Source organism: Bacillus sp. AR2-1, assembly GCF_008368755.1.
GTDB classification, from domain to species: domain Bacteria; phylum Bacillota; class Bacilli; order Bacillales; family Bacillaceae_G; genus Bacillus_A; species Bacillus_A wiedmannii.
The window spans coordinates 1-18,437 of record NZ_QORY01000002.1 but is presented as its reverse complement, the minus strand read 5'-3'; the positions used below and the strand labels follow the sequence as shown (position 1 = coordinate 18,437).

The following is an 18,437-nucleotide window of genomic DNA, read 5'->3' as shown; positions in this document are numbered from 1 at the left end:
GAAATATCCTGAATTTTCTGGGTATATGATGGTTATTAAAAGTAAATTATTTCAAAGACATTCAACTTCTTCAACTCACTTTTAGAGTAGATACCTCTTTTGTTATCACTTCAATCTAATCCATTTTTATTTTTAAATTTCTTTTACGAACGTTCCAAGTTTCATCAAATAACTCGATTAAATAGTCACTTGATTTTTGCAATCCTGATTCACACTGGCACGGACAAGGAGCCGTAAGGATGAAAGAGAGGTAGGGCTTTCATTGTTTTAGGTAATATACTATCTAAGTCATTATTTCTAGAAGAAAAAACAATCAATCTCACCGCTATCTTTAAGAGTTGCTTACATCTACTGAGACAGTGAATAGTAATTGTTTATCTTCTTTACGTAAAATTGATAAACGGACTGGTAACACCATATGGTCAACTACAAAAAATGGTTTCCAGACAAGGAAACCATTTTTAATTTTATTTACATACATATAGTAAATCAAGCAGTAAGAAGGAGTGCACACATGAAAAAAATGTTAACAAAAGAATTAAGTAATGCATTAAAGAAGCGAGAAGGGATTATCTCTATTACAGTTGAACCTTATGAAAAAATCGAAGTTGGTGGAATTCGTGTAGATGGACCAGCTGTTATTCTAATTAATCAAGAATAGCTAAAAATAGTTGTATGCAAGAAGAAAAGGATCAGCCTTTACGACAAGGGAAGATCCTTTTTGTTTGCTACAGCTAATATGGGATATACGTAACTTTTATCTGATGTGTTGGGGTTAAAAGGAAGGAGAGGGTCGGGATTATCATGGTGGAAAGCTTAATATTGGTAGGATTTCTTTTTACGTTATATAAATTAGTTGATAAAAAAACAAACTAATTATTTAAAACGATAGATTGTTTCCTTTTTAAGGGCGAGATTTATTTGAGAGTGAAATGGATTATTTAAAGGAGGAATTTAGATGGATGCAAGGAAAGAACGCATAAAATACGAAAAGATATCAAAGAATTATGAACGTATTTATTCGGTTTCGTTTATTCTATTAATTATAATTGTTTGTAGTAGTGTGATTATCATAGGAGCTACAGGAGGAAAATATGGAGTGTTTTTATTATTAGCAATTTTACTTAATGCACGTATTACGAAAGAATCTCAAAAAAAGTATGAGCACTATTCTAATAAAGGCCGTATTTAAAATCATACATATCCAGAAAGGAACAACCTAGATGTACATTCAAAATATCCCTTTATCATCACCTATTAACTAGTAAAAGTAACTTTATATAAATAATTTTTAGCAATTTTGAAATAGAAACCGTATCTTATTAAAATGTTATTTCCGTTCCTATAATGAATTATCCTTCTAGCATATTTATAAGATTTATATCATATATTAGGAGAAAGAATGCAATTTAGAAAGGAGTCGTATAGAATGAGTTATTTGGAAGGAAATGACTTGAGTGAACGACAGATGGTAAGTACACCTAATCCCTACGTATATCAGACATTACAATCAGTAATTGGTAAATATGTGGTTATTGAAACTGTAAGAGGAAAGTTAAAAGATGTTAAACCAAATCATTTGCTAATTGAAGATACGGTACCGTATATTGTACGAATTCAACAAATTGTATGGATTATGCCAAAACAATGACTAAATTACATCTAATTTGATTTATAACAAATTGGTTTCATAGACGTCCAAATAAAAACACAGGATTTTATCTCTGTGTTTCTTCAAATTTTCGTTTTTGGATATATGCTTGAGCATGGATAATTTCTTTCTGAAGTTCTTTTAATTCTTCCGTAGATCCAGATTCAATCCTCATGTACGTAGTAACTAGACTAATCATCATATCCATCTTTTCTACTATATTTTTAAAAAGTAGGGTTCCCTAACGTGGGCAGATTGTTTCAACAGATAAATTTACTGTCGATGGTTCATAGTAGGAAGTAAGTGGTCTACAAACAAATGATCTCCTAAATTATTAAAAATTTTTAGTTCCAGTTACAGAATTCTTATTATATAAGGATTCATTTTTGTATCAAAAGCATACAAAGTAAAAAAATAAGATCGGCGAACACGATCTTATCTTTAGCACAAGGAGTAAACAAAAAGGATAACCATTATATTTTTATTTTGCTTAGATTTTTGCTGATTCTTAATATTAAAACCATAATCAACAATAGTATATATATTGAGAAAGTAATTACAAATTTTGTTGTAATTATTTTTAAAAAATGAAAGTAAACTTTCACTTTCCTCAAACTATTGACTTAATAGAATTTTATTATCTAATTTTTTTAATGTCTTGAATAATTTCGTCATAAGGAGTATTTTCGACACCTGAATATTTTTTTAGAACTTTTCCATTTTTGTTAATCAGATAAAAACTTGTGCCATGTATAACTTGTGTATCATTTTCTGGCTTAGTTACAAGTGATTGGAAGTTTTCTTTAGCAAACTTTTCAATATCTGCTCTTTTATATCCCGTGAGGAAATGAGTCCTACTTCCATCCATTGCATAGGTCTTCATAAATTCTGTTATTTTTTCTGGTGTGTCTACTTCAGGATCAACACTAAATGATACAAATTCTACATCTTTAATCCCGTCCGTATTCAACATTCTCTGGAGTTTTGCCATATTGGCTGTCATAGGTGGACAAACTGTTTGGCAACTTGTAAAGAAGAAATCAGCTACCCAAATTTTATCTTGTAACTCAGCTGATCCAAATTGCTTCCCATTTTGATCTGTAAATGAGAACTTCTGTACATCCCAATCTAGTGAATTGTTGAGTTTTGCATCTTTGCATGCTCCTAGAGCTATAACTGTGATTATAAGTATAAGTGATCTAATGAAATTCATTTTTTTCATATGTATTTATCTCCTTTCATTTTTTATAGATTTTACGGAATGGTTATATGAACTACCCAACAATCGGTAGTATTTACTTTGGTTAATTTTTATTTTTAATAGCCATCGAATTAATCTTAACAAAACCGAATGAATCCCCTTGTTCCAGGGTATTTATAATAATACTACTATGCATATAGCTTCCTCTTTGATGTTTATAGTTCACAAGACTGCTTATAATTAAGATTGTTAGGTATGTCATTATTACATACATAGCTTCTTTATTTTACGGATCATAATAAAAGGTTAAAGGTAAAGTAAAACAAGAAGATATTATCTAGTACTTTGTTATACAAAGCGCGATATCTGATAAGAAGTATTTTATATAAGGAAAAATAGATAGTTCATTCAAGAACTTATTGATAATACTGGTAATGAATTCATCTCGGTATGATCCTTGAATTAATATCCTTCATAAGAGTGAAAAAACACTATATATTTGGCTAATGTGTTAAAAATAGAGTTAACTATAGTATAAATTAAAGATTAAATTATACATATTGAGAAAATATTTTAGAGATTGAATATTAAGATTTCTCCTATTAAAATTAAATTTGAAATGAAAGGATAATCTGTAAGCATGGCCCTTATGTAGAAAAGAGATAGGACTATTTCTATCTCTTTTTGTTATGCTGGCAGTTTATATATCTTTAATTAATTCTTTAGACACATGTAAAGGAATTTAGTTTATACCTGATATATTCCTTTTATTAAGTTAACTAAGTTAATTGATTCAAGAATTTTATAACATTAGGAGGATAACAAATGAAAAATTATCAACTTACACAGATTTTAAGAGAAAAAAGAAATATAGACAAAAATTATTATGAATTTTTGCATGAAAAGGATCTAAGTATGGGAATTTATGAATTGAAAGCAGGATCTTTAGATATCCAACAACCACATACAGAAGATGAAGTATATTATATTATCAATGGCAGAGCACAACTTGAAGTAGAGAGTGAAAATATTTTTGTTGAATCTGGTTCTATTATTTATGTAAAGGCTAACATGGAACATAGATTTCATACTATTGAAGAAGATCTCACGGTACTTGTTTTCTTTGCACCTGCTGAATACTCTTGCGAAAAAGATTTTAAATTACAACGATAATTGCATAATAAGAAAGTTGAAAATAAAAGTCTTTTTATCAAGTTTGTTTAAATTAGACAACAACTAATTATAGGCAGGTATGTTATTCCATTAAAGAAAAATAAACTTTTTCAATAAATAAGAATCAATAGAAAAAAACAAAAATGTTAAAATCAGGAAATTTATGTTTAAAAAAGGTAAACTTTACGGCGTTTTTAATGAATTCTTGTTAGCTTTTTCAAGTAAAAATATCTAGTTGCATGCCTTTCAATTTGAGATTTTTTGGGTTTTTTTTACATAAAAATATATTTACGGAAAAATATTTCTAAATATTTCTAATCTATTGAACAATCAAAAGTTTTAGTATACGATTACAACGTGTTATCAAGATATACAGAGAAGAAAAGGAGATTACATATGAAAAATAAAAAAATTGGAATCATCATGAGAAAAGGTTATAGCATTCATGGTGATCATATTGAAACTGCAGGAAGAATATCTGATGAACTTTACTTGTTTACGAGTGTACCAAGTAAAACAATGGATGCGCGCTTTAAAGAAGTAATTGTACTTGAAGAGGCTTCTGAAATAGATGCTGAAAATTATATTTTTACAAAAGGAAAAGATATAGGAATTAACTTTTTTGTAACTTGGCAAGAAACTGATATTGTATTAACTGCTAAAATTAATGAACGCTTTGGCAATAAAGCGTTATCTGTTGAAGCTGCTACGACATCTCGAGATAAATCAAAGCAGAGGGAATTTATGTTAAAGAATTCTATTGCTAGTCCTAAATTTGCAAAAGTTAATTCTATAGAGGATGCAGAGAAAGAAATAGAAAATATTCCTTTCCCTGTAATCATTAAGCCTACTATGGCTGCTAGCAGTGAATCTGTATATTTAGTTAACAGCTTAGAAGAATTGAATAATTCATTAGAAAAAATTATTAATCTTTCTAAAACAAATAAAGGATTCTATTTTAATCAAACACAACAATGTGTGGCATTAGTAGAAGAATTTCTGACTGGAGAAGAAATTACAGTTGATGGAGTCGTTTTAAATGGAGAATTTTATCTTGGTGGAATTCACAATAAAAATAAAATGATGGGTCCATATTTCGAGGAAGATGAATACACATTACCGTATGTTGGTGTAGATGAAGACATAGTTGTTAATATTGCTAAAGAAATATGTGGAAAATTAGCTATTGAAAACAGTTTATTTAATGTAGAACTACGCCGAGATACGCAAGGGAATTTTAAAGTTGTAGAATTTAGTACTAGAATCAGTGGCGGGCATGTTTATCGTAATATACGTGATGTGCATGGAATTGATTTAGTAGCCGTTAATATTCTTGGTTTATTAGATTGTAAAGGGGATATTATGGAATTCTTCTTAACTAGATCTACAACACCAAAATCTTGTACTTGTATTAAATTTGTATATAGATCTGGAATTATAAAGAAAAATGAATTGGGAATTGTTGCTGAACAGCCAGAGTATAAGGCTTACTATCCTGTAGCAAAAGTAGGAGCTGAAGTATATCATGCTCCAAAAGGATTTGATATAACGGGCTTACTTTCATTAAGAGCACCATATAATGATAAATCTGATGTAGAAAAATTGCGCCAAAGAGCTAGAGTATTAGATAATCAATTAGATATAGAATTAGAAATTCCGGTTCATGCATAAAAACTTAAGTAAATCTGGTTGTTATATTCCTTGTTTTAAATGAGGAATATAACCGCTAGATTTATCGATAAATTATTTAATAGTATCAATTTAAAACCAAGTAATCCTATATATATTCTTATTGAAATGGAGTGGAAAATATTATGAATAAAAAAGTATCTATTTTGGGAGCACCTACTTACTTCGGAGCTAGTATAGGAGGGGTTGACCTTGGACCATATGTTATAAGATATGGCGGTATGTCGAAGCAATTAACTGAAATCGGAATTGATTTTGTTGATCTAGGAGACATTTCTCTTCCTTCAACCAATAATAAAAATTATGGAATTGTCAAACAAGAGTTTTCAAATGAAGTAATTGATATATGTAAAAATATTGCTTCGACAGTTGAGAACGAATTGGAAAAAGGGCATTTCCCATTAGTTTTAGGTGGAGATCATAGTATTGCAATTGGGACTGTAACTGGAATTCTTAGAAAAATACCACGATTGGGAGTAATCTGGTTTGATGCTCATGGGGATGCAAATACATTTGAAACATCGATTTCTGGTAATATTCATGGGATGTCTTTAGCAATTCTCTTAGGATACGGTAACGAAAAATTTAAAGATTTTCTAGAGAAAGAAACTAAAATTGATCCAAAGAATATCGTACAAATAGGAATTCGTGATTTAGACCCGGGGGAAGAAGAGTTTCTCAAAAATTTAGGAGTAACAATTTTTACAGCAGAAGATGTGAGAAAACAAGGAATAAAAAGTATTATGGAAAAGGCAATTAAGATTCTCAATAATAATACAGATGCAGTTCATCTAACATTTGATTTAGATGCTTTAGATCCTGAATTTGCTCCTGGAGGAGGATTAGCAGTTCCACATGGTTTAAGTTTAGATGATACAAAAGAGGCAATTGATATGCTAAGAAATAATACAAACCTAGTAGCTGCAGAGTTCACGGAAATAAACCCTATATTAGACAAGGATAATATTACTGTCAACACAACAATTGGACTTATCACTGAACTTTTAAGTAAGAAAGTTACTATGTCTAAATAATTTTTTTCTGAAATTATTTTTAAAACTATAAAAAAACTATAAAAAATAAAATTATATACGAGAATTTAAAAAAACGAAAAGGACGAGTCAAATGAATAATAAAATATATGATGTTATTGGAATTGGATTTGGGCCAGCGAACCTGGCTTTAGCAACTGCTATTGAAGAAGAAAATAATTCAATGGAAAGAATTTTTCTAGAAGAAAAAACGCACTATCAATGGCATCCAGGGATGCTTTTAGATAATACAAATATTCAAATTTCATTTTTGAAAGACCTTGTAACTCTAAAAAATCCTAAAAGTAAATTCTCCTTTTTAAATTATCTACATGAAAATGAAAGACTAAGCGATTTTATTAATCTCTCAGAGTTTTATCCGTCACGACTTGAATACAATGATTATATGTCTTGGGTTGCATCTCAATTAGAAGAACACGTTTATTATAGTCGAACAGTAATTTCAGTAGACCCTATTATATCTGAAGATTCTGTCGAATTATTAGAAGTTATTGTGCAAAATACAAAGACTAATCAATTAGAGAGCTATATTACTAAAAATATTGTTTTGGCTACAGGTGGAACACCAAGAACGCCAATAAACATTGAATTGAATAATAGTAGAGTATTTCATTCAAGTCAATTTAAAAACAAAATTAATAACTTTAAACAAAATGACGCTCATAAGTTTTTAGTTGTAGGTTCGGGACAAAGTTCAGCTGAATTATTTTTCCATCTAATCAATAATTATCCGAAATCAGATATTACGGCAACGATGAGACCTTTCTCATATAAAGCTGTAAATGAAAGTAAGCTTGTTAATCGTATATTTGACGCTAATATGATTGACTTTATTTATTCTTTACCAGAAAAAAATCGAGATGCTTTATTAAAACACCACAGTGATACTAATTATGCAGCTGCGGATGGAAGTTTAATAAGCCAAATTAATAAAGCTTTATATAACCAAAAATTTCATGGAGAAGATCGTTTTAGAATAAAGCCATTTTTAGAATTAACGGAGATAAAAACACTGTCTGATAAAGCGGTTGTTTATTACAAAGACATAGTTAAACATACAGAAGTTGTTATTGAAGCTGATGCTGTAATTCTTGCTACTGGGTACGAAAGTAAAAAGAACCATCCTTTATTAAAAAATCTTAACTCGTACATTTCAGATAATATTGAAGTTTCCCGAAATTATCGTTTAGAAACAACGGATAAATTTAAACCTGGTATTTATTTACAGGGTGTAAATGAAAGCACTCATGGACTGAGTGACACTTTATTATCTAATTTATCTATTCGATCAAATGAAATTTTAAAAACCGTACAAGAAAATAATTCATTAACAGAAGAAAAAACTAAAAACGTGGTTTCATAATATAGGGGGTCTAAAGATGCATATTGAAAAGATAAATCCACAGATTTTTACAAATGAATATGATATTATGTGTCAACGATTATTTCCGCATTCTAATAAATTATATGATTCACCATTTGGTGCAATGTGGGGAATCATAGAACCTGGAGAAATTTCTAAAATTCATGGACATCATGAAGTTGAAACTTTTATTATCTTTAAGGGTGAAGGAATAGTTAAAGTGGGTAAAAAAGAAGAAACTGTTACGCAAGGGGACGCCATCTTTATTCCACCATTTGAAGAACATAGTTTGAAAAATACATCAGATGAAAATTTGATATTCTTCACCATATGGTGGGAAAATGCTTTTAGTAAAAAAAATAGCAAGAAGTTAGATTCAGGTAAAAAGAAATATTTAATAACGGCCACACCACCAACACCTAATGGTGATTTACATGTAGGGCACCTATCTGGTCCATATACAGGAGCTGACATTTTAACTAGATATTTAAAACTTAAAGGAAATGAAGTCTTTTATATGAGTGGGGCGGATGATCATCAAAGCTATGTGCCGTTTAAGGCGGGACAATTAGAAAAATCTCCTAGAGAAACGGCAGATCATTTTGCTAATGAAATTGAAAAAACATTAAGACTAGCAGAAATTAATCCGGATATTTTTGTAAAACCTCATTTTTCAACATTCCACATTGAGTTTGTCAAAGAGTTTTTTGAAAAACTGTGGAATGAAGGTAAATTAGTAGAAAAAGAAGTCGACATTCTATTCTGTAAGCAATGCGATAAGCACCTTTATGAAGCTTATGTGAGAGGTAATTGTCCACATTGTGATGAATTATCAGATGGCAACGCTTGTGAAAAATGTGGTAGACCTAATTTGTGTATAGATTTATTAAACCCAACTTGTAAATGTTGTGGTAGCGAACCAGAGAAATCTAAAATTAAACAACTATTTTTCCCATTAAGTAATTATAAAACACAATTAAAACAGTACTACAAAGAATTAAAAATAGGGCCACATCTAACGGCATTATGTGAGAGAATGCTAGATGAAGATTTTCCTGATATTCCTATTTCACATGTATCTGATTGGGGAATTCCAGTTCCGGTAGAAGGATATGAAAATCAAACTATATATGTATGGTTTGAAATGGCACCTGGATATTTATCTGCGACAAACGAATTAATTCAGGATAAAAACCTTTCGTATACGTTAAGGGATTTTTGGAATAATCAAGATACGACTATCATTAATTTCTTTGGATATGATAATGGCTATTTCCATTCAGTGCTTTTCCCAGCTATTTGGCTAGCATATAGTGAAGATATAACTCTTCCTAAAACAATGATAACAAATGAATTTTATCAACTAGAGGGTCTTAAGTTTTCAACAAGTAGGGGACATGCTGTATGGGGCAAAGAATTATTAGAAAATGCTTCACATGATGTTGTAAGGTATTATTTATCTTATAGTAGACCGGAAACAGTTGAAACAAACTTCACTATGGAAGAATTTAATCATATTGTAGATACGAACTTAAACCAAGAATGGGAATCATGGTTACATGATTTAAAATGCAAGTTAGAAGCTGAGTCTCCAAATGGTGCTCCAGAATTAGAGACACTATCAGGTAACTATTTAATGTATTATCAACATGTAAATCGAATTATGAATGAAATTATGAATGCATATGAACCAAATACATTTTCACCGCAAAAGGTAGTTAGATTATTAAATGAACTAGTCAGAATTGCTAAAAAATTCTCGGCAGGAGAAGAATTTTTAACGGTATTAAAGAATAATCAACAAAGAAGAAATACTGCTATTGCACTAGAATTATATACTGCAAAAATTTTAGCATTATTTTCTAGCCCAATCATGCCTACATTTGGTAAAATGCTATGGGGGGATTTGGGATTTAATGTTGACATGCAGTTGGATGAGGAAGTAAGCTTTTTGCCTGCTGGACAGAAAGTGGATCTTCAAGAGAATTATTTTTCAAAAACAAACGACAGTTTTTATCTTCAGAATATTTGATAATATGAGGGGGTAGTACTTACCTCCTCATATTTCCTAATAAAAAATATATAGGGAGCTCAAATTATGAAAGAGAAAATAAAAATTGGAGTAGTAGGCCCTTTTTCAGGTCCTAGGTCTGTATACGGACAAATGTTAATTGAGGGTGTAAATCGTGCGAAGCTAAATTATGCTGGTAACATCGAATGGGTTTATCAAGATGATAAAGGAGATCCAAATACCATCAAAGATATTTCTAAAAAAATGATTGAATCAGGGGTTGTTGCTGTAATTGGACACTTTAATAGTGCATGTGCTTTAAAAGCAATACCGTTTTATTCCAAGGCGAAAATTCCATTCTTAGTTCCTGCATCGACTAATTTAGACGTTACGCTTAATAACGAGGAATTAGTATTTAGGTTTTGTTCTAATGATTTGGTACAAGCTGAAACTGTTATTAATTTTTTGAAAACTAAAGATATTCAAACGATTAAGGCAGTTTCTGATGAAACATTTTACGGGAAAAGCCTAGCAGATTTACTGTATCAAAGTGCAAATTCTTCATTTAAAGAAGTTACTAGAATTGAAGATTTTAATAGTGAAAATAATAAGCATAGCGATGCAATATTCTTTGCTGGGACACACTTTAACTCCGCAACTTATCTAAGGGAACTGAGGATGAGAGGGTATAAAGGAATTTTTATAGCTTCAGATGATTCTTATGTAGATGAATTTATAGAATTAGCCCAAGATTATTCTAACGATGCTTTTACCATAAAAGCAAAAGAGGATTATGTAGAAACATCATTTCTTGCAGCTTCGTATCTATTAGAATGTATTGAATCTAATGTAGAAAATTTAATTAATGAATTAGCAACAGGTAATTCTACAATTAAATTTTCAAGCAATGGAGATCGTTTAGGAGCTTCATGGATAATTGCACAAGTTATTGATAAATCTTTTGTTGAGGTGAATTATCATAAAACATTCAGCTGATGTAGTTATTATTGGCGGCGGCATTATTGGTGCAGCTATACAGTATTATTTAACCAAGCAAAATATTACAAATACAATTTTATTAGAGAAAAATTCCTTTAGTAGTGGATCAACAGGCCAATCCGGAGGTTTTATAAGGGTCTATCATAATGATCCTTATCTAACTGAAATAGCAAAAGAAGGAATAAATGATTTTTTTAGTATTAGTGAAGAGGTTAAATTTAAGCAGACTGGAATGTTATATGTTGAAAATGAAACACAACATATAAAAATGGAAAAGCAAATTGGAGAACTTAAAAAATCTGGACATAAAATTAGTATCCTTTCATCTGAAGTATTAAAGAAAGAATTTGAATTTATAAATTTGCCTAAAAACAGCTGTGTGGCTTACGAGGAACAAGCAGGGTACATTAGCCCATCGTTAGCCACGAATACATGGATTGAAACATCTAAAACTAAAGGTGCATTAGCTTGTGAAGGAATAGAAGTGAAAGGAATTTTAATGGATAATAACTGTGTTGTAGGTGTTAAAACCTCCTATGGGACTATACATTGTAAACATGTTGTTGTGGCAGCTGGAGCCTGGAGTGGAAATATATTAGATACTATAGGTATTAAAATTCCAGTAAGAAGTAAAATTATTCAAATTCATTTCTTTGATGGAATAGGACAAAAAGACCATCCAATTTTTATAGATGATAGTACTGGATTATATGGCAGACCTGATAATCTAGGTACTTCTCTAGTAGGATATCCAGTAGATAAGTATGATATTGATCCAGACAAAAAAATGTCAATTGACCCAAATGACTTAGAAAAAATGCTTCAAAATTCAAAAAGTAGATTGCCATATCTAAATAAAAACTTATTTATAGGTGGAAGAAGAAGCTTTGATGCATATACATCAGATAATCGAGGAATTATAGAACAATTTCCACAAGTAGAAGGTTTAATCGTTGCAACTGGCTGGAGTGGTGGTGGAGTAAAGTTGGCTCCTGGTATTGGTAAGAGAATAGCGAAAATGATTACTGGAGTATAGGGGGAGAAAAGACTATGAACAATCTCGAGAATATTGAAATTTTTGAAGCGACCTATGATGATAGAGAGACTGTTATCAATTTAATTAGAATGTATATGGAATTCTATGAAAAGCCTGTGCGTGAAAAAAGTTCTTTAGATAAATTAGTAAATACTATAATAGAAAATAAAGATTTGGGATTATTCTATGTTTGTACGATTAATAAAGAGCCAATAGGATTTGCTACTTTATATACCACTTTCAGTACGTTAAGTATGGGAAGAGCAATGATTTTAAATGATTTATTTGTTATCCCTGATTATAGAAAATTGGGTATTGGGGATATGTTATTTAATACTTGTAAAAAGTACGTCCAAGACAATAATTATGCATATATGGAATGGGTTACCGCAAAAGATAATATAGTTGCCCAAAATTTCTATAAAAAACAAAAAGCAAATAAGAGTGATTGGATTGTTTACAGTATTTAAATAACAATCTAATAGTATTTAGGGCGGGTATAACAGAACATTTTCAATGTGCAATTTTGTTATGTATTTTCCAAATCCCTTTCTTTAAACAAGTTAAAACAAATTTAAGGTCAAACAACCGATATAAGAAAGAAGGAATGTATAATGCCAATTCAATTTATATTTATAGTACTATTGGCGCTGACTCTTTGTGGGGAAGGTATGTTAACAGTAACTCTAACCTGGACAATTTTGGATAAAGGGGGATCAGTTACTCATTTAGGAATTATATTAACATTAATGAGTTTGTTACCATTCTTTATGCAAAAATATTCGAAAAGTCTTAAGATGTGGTTAACAAAAAGTCCATTGTTAATTTTCTCTGGTGTCCGTTGCATCGGTATTATTCTGATTATAATAAGTCTTTTGAATAGTGATCATATTAATGTTTTTACTTTATATATTTTTGCAGGTGTTTTTTCTATTATTTTATTTTTATCTACGCAAAGCTTGGAAACTTATATGTCTCAAATGGTATTATCAGGAGAAATTCCAGCAGGAAAGGCTTCAAATATGTTACAAACTGCAATACAAATTGGAGCATTTGGTGGGAACGCAATAGCAGGCTTTATGATGAATGTAGGTGGATTTAATAATGTACTTTATGGTTTAGCATTCTCTTTAGGTATTGGGGTATTTTTACCTCTTCTAATGCCGCTATTAAAAAGTAAAGATGTTCAGCAAAATAAAAAACCTGTATCAAATCATATTGAAAAAATAAATCCAATAGATAATTCAAAAATATTATGGATTACAATTACTGGTATTGCTGTTTTAACAATACAACTTGCATCATTTAATTTTTTAGTACCAATTTTATTTCACGATGTATATCGTTGGGATCCTATGCAGTATGGATTTGTTAGTGCTGCAGCAGGTTTAGGGGCTTTATTAGCTACACTTGTTGGGAAATTTGAAAAATTTATTCCAAGGTCAATTTTTCTATTAATTGCTGTTTTTGATATTACTTTAGGATTAGTGCATTCCTGGTATTTAGCAATTGCCGTTTCATTTATGCTTGGTTTTGTTTTTAATCGTTCACGTATCAATCAAAGAACTGTCATGTTTGACTTTATTAAAACAAAAGAAGAAACGGTTATTTGGTCTAGTCGATCTACACTAGCATTCCAGTTTACCAAAGCCGCTTTACCTTTATCGTTAGCATTACCTATTCAATGGATTGGGATTATGAATGCAGGTCATCTTTTTGGAGTGATAGGTACGGTTGTTGCTGCTACTATGATGGTAATTTATCTTAACGAACTAAATCATAGAAAAAAAATAGAAGTTTTACAACAAGAAGTTGCTCCAAAATCATTTTAATAGCAGCGTATTAAATGAAAAGAATAGCTAATGAAGTAAATTTTATAACGTCGAAACAACGTATAAATAACTATGTAGAAATGAGTACTGTATTATACAGTACTCATTTCTTTTAGTTCGCCTTTAATTATAATTAAAATAGTCAATATCATTTCCTAATTCCAATTCAAATAAGCAATTAAATTTCAACTACTCTATTAGTAGATTTCTCAAATGAAACAATATCCACATTAATTCTTTATATAGATATGAGAGTATTAGTTCCATTTTACTATGCATTTTGTGTAGTAATGTATTTATATTATGTTTTAGAGTTGTGACTTAAACTTAATTTATATTGTCAAAAAACTACACCCAAATTGTTAGGAGTGTAGTTTTTTGTTATGGTGTTTATTATTAGGAAAAGTCGCTTATAACCTTAATTATCTGTCAAATCATAATTAGTATTTGTTTTGAATATTATAAGATTAGATATTATTTGAGCTACAGAAATATAATTATCAACAAATTCTTCTAATTCTCTCAAATCAGTTATTATAATTTTAGCAATAAAGTCAGTCTTTCCTGTAACTCTATAACAAAATTCAATATTTGTTTCAAGCTGTATACAATCCATAAATTCCCGGAACTGTCCTTCTTTTACTTTTATTTCTAATATTGCTTGTAAAGAATTTGTAGTTGTTTCCTTATTGCTATTTTCCGTTCCAATCATGTTAGTGGATTTAGTTTGAATAACGGTATTTTTCATTTGATAAAAAATCCTTTCAAATTAGTTTCAAATAGAAAAAATATAACCTTTTTCCATTACAGGTGAAATGGTAAGTCGAAGTAGGGTTTAGTATTATAAAGTTATTCAGATATGGATATGAAATATTATAGGATAAAAAATTTTAAAAGGAGGAATTTATATTATGAAAAAAACATCGGATGATCAAAAGTTATTGAGTATCTATTTTCAACAAATTGTAAAAGCAATTATACTCATGAAATAGTATAACATTCTATCATTCATTAAGAAGTATATTTTTGAAAAAATTTAATAGATTTTGGTAATTATAATAGTTTTCCAAACGCTAAAGAGCAATTTTATAAAACTGAAAATATTGAGAAATAAGAAAAGTCGGTCACTTGATATTGGATTTATTACGCGAAATGTTATAATACATATATAAGCATTATTTAAAAAAGCAACTCGAACCCCAATCCGAGTTGCTTTTTTATTATCTGTTTAATTATAAAATAACAACTAATTGAGTTGTTATTTTATAATATGTGATTGTTTGAAAATTGAATTTTTATATGCAATATTGCATATAAAAGCTTTTGTATAACATGTTATAATTTTGTTAGTAAATTATTCATCCATTAATTTACTGCTATTCATATCAACAGATATGAAAACCCTAAATTTATAAATAAAAAGAGAAGAACTATGGTGGGTTCTTCTCTTTTTATTTATAATTATTTATTACTTGTGAACTACTCGCCACTTAGCAAAGCTTGAAGTGGGTGTTATAATTTTGTTAGTAAATTATTCATCCATTAATTTACTGCTATTCATATCAACAGATATGAAAACCCTAAATTTATAAATAAAAAGAGAAGAACTATTCTTCTCTTTTTATTTATAATTATTTATTACTTGTGAACTACTCGCCACTTAGCAAAGCTTGAAGTGGGAGCTTCTCAGTTCCGAGACGAAAGTAACCTTTCGTCTCCCTGAGCGTTACTTCGGGGTGTTCCACCCCTAGATGTATAACGCATGGACGCTCTTTTGGTACGGTTGATATTTTACGCAGGAACCGAATGGCTTCGTTTTCGCACTCTATTTTCTTCCTGCAATCTTCTATATCAAGTTATCAAAGAACTTCATATAGCTAGCTTATCAAAAGTTTTTGGCTATGCCAAACCGAAATTCATCTCCCACCTATCGTTGGGCTAAGCCCTTCACACGCTTGAGGAAGGAGAATTCTTTCGGGGAATACGTTAAAAAAAGTATATAGAATCTCAGTCATTTTAAATTTGCTAATAACCATTTTCAAGTATTAGAATATTTAGCAAGTTTGTATTCTAATCAAGTGTTTTTGTACAAGTAGCAGATATAAAAATTCAATTAAAATATGACATGCATAGTGAGAAATTTTTAAGTTGAAGTATGTGAGAATAATGATTATACCTATAGAATAGGTTTAGATGGAACAAATACATGATTTTTATTTATTTGTTGCAAATTTAATAGATCTTTAAAAATGAAGTTTATTTTTAAGGTATTGATTATTGTGATTCTGTAAAATTAGAAAAACTAATATGCCACTTATACGTGCATTTGATTAGCAGTCTTATTTGTTTTCCTACTATTCTCCACTTGTTTATGAATATTTGATAAAAGAAATTAAAGAATTAACAAGGCAATCATCGTAGCAGTTTAATTTTTTGCAGAAAAACGGACAAACATCCTATAGAAATGAGAAGAAAACAATCTTATTATCCTAGGGCATTGTGTAAAATTTTAATTTGTCCCACATTTGTGTATCTTAATTTTAATAATATATTATTAATTGTTTATATTCATATCTGGTATTTAAGACTTAGGGATTTGCTAGCTTATTAAGGCTATATCTGATTAAAGATTAGAATGAATTTGAAATAAATGGGGTGCTTGTGAAAATTCAGGTGTACAAAAACGAAACCTTTATTTCATAGCAAGTAGGAAGAATAAGCGTATAAGCATGCTCTTAAAAAAGCTAGATTTTTATGAGTGAAGTGTCTGTATAAAATAACATATGTCTATCTAGTTAAAAAATATTATCTTATTAGTGAGAAAATTAAGAAGGACCTGATGTATTAAATCAGATCCTTAAATTAAAGCACTTGAAAACAAACTGTCACCATTATAATAACAATAAAGGGAATTTAATTCAATATGTTAAATGTTGAGAAATAAACGATAATAATTCCATTTTATCGTAAATAAAAGAGTACTTACTTCTCATAAGTATTGCCACAATAGGTAAAGTGATCATACCAGCAATAATTAGACGCCTGTGAATTAGCATCACTATTTAAATTTTTACCAGAGAGCAATTTATTTAATTGGAAGAAAAAAGGAAGGGCCTATTTGACTCCTTCCTTTTTTCTCATACATACATAACGCTTGTTGACAACTTATGAAATAATAGCATTCATCGCTATTAAAATATAACACTAAAAGTAATTAAATAGATATGTAATTATGCATACATCGTGCTATTTCATGAATGGGAACAAAACTATTTATCTCTTTCGGGTTGGGAAATAAATAGACTCAGGTATACTTAAGGTAAAAACAACTGATTATCGATTGCTGGTTAAACCATATTTCTACATATCTGAAACAAATTATTTCACTGGATTGCATGTTAAAGAGGGGCAGGGCTTTATGAAATGTAGATTGTTCCTTAGTTTCTTGCTTGTGATTTTACTAGTAGGATGCATCGGAAAAGAATTCACGTTATATACGATTCCAAAAGGGGGATTAGTCAGTGCCCGCAAAGACACGCTCCGTTTACGGTTTCCTATCCCACTAAATTATCATTCTAAGTAGATTCCTTCTCTTTCAAACAATTCCATTTAATAAAGTTAATTCCGCCATACGTATCGCGTGGCATGGTAAAGGGGAGCACATATATGGATGCAATCATTGAAAAAGTCAGGAAAAAATAATTGTGTTCTTAGTAAGATGTAACATAGTACCAATTTTTTTATTTTCATTATATCTCTAAAGATACTATTAAAATCGTCTTCATTTGGTTTTACATCATTGGGCGAGTAAATAAATCCAGAAAAGTTGTCTATTAGGCCACGATAAGTATAGAAGAAAACTGAAGCATTTTTCTTCCCATAGTGGACAATTACATCTCCTCCCCCCTTTGATGTAGCTCTAAATTTTGGAGGCAAATGAATTTGGTTATTATCATAGGATACATTAGGGATTAAGTTTTTATGTTCTATAAGTTCTATAACTTGTTTTCGATCGTCTTTGTAAATTTAAAAATCTAATTTTATATATATATTTGTAAAGGGGGTATATATCCAAATAATTATTATGATTAATTGAATAATTAAAGGTTTCGGATTTTTATATCTAGCAAGATGTATAATTGATAAAATTAATAATATGAAAAACCATCCATGAATTGCTATTGAAAGAAGTGGCATAACAAATGGAGTAAGGAATTGAGTTAAATACCATTTTTAAAATTGATAGAATATTAAGATAATTACGCTTATCATTGTGATTTTGGTTAAATTTTTTTTCATATTTTGTATGTCCTTTCACTCTTAAATAATATGTGATTTTAGTGATTGATTTTTTCATTTATTCCTTTTTAAACGATTGATTTAGGCGTGAAATATTTAGTGATAGCAGTTAAATTCTTTAAGTGCATTAA

At 29.7% G+C, this 18,437-nt stretch carries 14 protein-coding genes and 1 pseudogene; 12 read left to right on the top strand and 3 right to left on the bottom strand.

From position 1 onward, the window contains the following. The first annotated feature begins 514 nt into the window (after window positions 1-514). From DT250_RS02960 to DT250_RS02950, 3 genes are all read left to right on the top strand, one after another. On the top strand, window positions 515-661 hold the full coding sequence (locus DT250_RS02960) for a BC1881 family protein (protein ID WP_098155390.1): 147 nt from the start codon (window positions 515-517) through the stop codon (window positions 659-661). A 297-nt stretch (window positions 662-958) separates the two neighbouring features. Beyond that, on the top strand, window positions 959-1,192 hold the full coding sequence (locus tag DT250_RS02955) for a hypothetical protein (RefSeq protein WP_098155388.1): 234 nt from the start codon (window positions 959-961) through the stop codon (window positions 1,190-1,192). A gap of 237 nt (window positions 1,193-1,429) precedes the next feature. Further along, window positions 1,430-1,651, top strand: coding sequence for a DUF2642 domain-containing protein (locus DT250_RS02950; RefSeq protein WP_149212464.1), 222 nt, complete (start codon window positions 1,430-1,432; stop codon window positions 1,649-1,651). 637 nt (window positions 1,652-2,288) lie between these two features. Here the strand turns inward: DT250_RS02950 and DT250_RS02940 are convergent. Then, entirely contained in the window at window positions 2,289-2,873 is a 585-nt protein-coding gene (locus tag DT250_RS02940; protein ID WP_098155382.1) for an SCO family protein, read from the bottom strand. Window positions 2,874-3,677: 804 nt separating this feature from the next. Between DT250_RS02940 and DT250_RS02935 the strand changes: the two genes are divergently transcribed. The 9 genes from DT250_RS02935 (at window position 3,678) to DT250_RS02895 (ending at window position 14,007) form a co-directional block, all read left to right on the top strand. Beyond that, window positions 3,678-4,025, top strand: coding sequence for a cupin domain-containing protein (locus tag DT250_RS02935; RefSeq protein WP_149212463.1), 348 nt, complete (start codon window positions 3,678-3,680; stop codon window positions 4,023-4,025). Window positions 4,026-4,421: 396 nt separating this feature from the next. Further along, window positions 4,422-5,696, top strand: coding sequence for an ATP-grasp domain-containing protein (locus DT250_RS02930; RefSeq protein ID WP_149212462.1), 1,275 nt, complete (start codon window positions 4,422-4,424; stop codon window positions 5,694-5,696). Window positions 5,697-5,839: 143 nt separating this feature from the next. Next, complete coding sequence (rocF, locus tag DT250_RS02925; protein WP_097890059.1) at window positions 5,840-6,748, top strand: arginase; 909 nt, start codon at window positions 5,840-5,842, stop codon at window positions 6,746-6,748. 91 nt (window positions 6,749-6,839) lie between these two features. Next, window positions 6,840-8,129 carry a lysine N(6)-hydroxylase/L-ornithine N(5)-oxygenase family protein gene (locus DT250_RS02920; protein ID WP_097890060.1) on the top strand — a complete coding sequence of 430 codons (1,290 nt, stop codon included), beginning with the start codon at window positions 6,840-6,842 and terminating at the stop codon, window positions 8,127-8,129. Between the two features lie 16 nt (window positions 8,130-8,145). Continuing rightward, window positions 8,146-10,161, top strand: coding sequence for a class I tRNA ligase family protein (locus tag DT250_RS02915; protein WP_149212461.1), 2,016 nt, complete (start codon window positions 8,146-8,148; stop codon window positions 10,159-10,161). 66 nt (window positions 10,162-10,227) lie between these two features. Then, window positions 10,228-11,136 (top strand): branched-chain amino acid ABC transporter substrate-binding protein, encoded by a 909-nt coding sequence (locus DT250_RS02910; RefSeq protein WP_097890062.1) that lies wholly within the window; start codon window positions 10,228-10,230, stop codon window positions 11,134-11,136. Beyond that, entirely contained in the window at window positions 11,114-12,175 is a 1,062-nt protein-coding gene (locus DT250_RS02905; RefSeq protein WP_330939214.1) for an NAD(P)/FAD-dependent oxidoreductase, read from the top strand. Before DT250_RS02910 ends, DT250_RS02905 begins: the two co-directional genes overlap by 23 nt. Before the next feature lie 14 nt (window positions 12,176-12,189). Further along, on the top strand, window positions 12,190-12,645 hold the full coding sequence (locus DT250_RS02900; RefSeq protein WP_097890064.1) for a GNAT family N-acetyltransferase: 456 nt from the start codon (window positions 12,190-12,192) through the stop codon (window positions 12,643-12,645). Between the two features lie 144 nt (window positions 12,646-12,789). Then, complete coding sequence (locus DT250_RS02895; protein ID WP_097890065.1) at window positions 12,790-14,007, top strand: MFS transporter; 1,218 nt, start codon at window positions 12,790-12,792, stop codon at window positions 14,005-14,007. A gap of 418 nt (window positions 14,008-14,425) precedes the next feature. On the opposite strand, the gene DT250_RS02890 is transcribed toward DT250_RS02895, so the two are convergent. Beyond that, window positions 14,426-14,755 (bottom strand): Lrp/AsnC family transcriptional regulator, encoded by a 330-nt coding sequence (locus tag DT250_RS02890; RefSeq protein WP_097890066.1) that lies wholly within the window; start codon window positions 14,753-14,755, stop codon window positions 14,426-14,428. 2,962 nt (window positions 14,756-17,717) lie between these two features. Continuing rightward, window positions 17,718-18,306: pseudogene (locus DT250_RS32055) on the bottom strand (hypothetical protein). Between the last annotated feature and the right edge of the window lie 131 nt (window positions 18,307-18,437).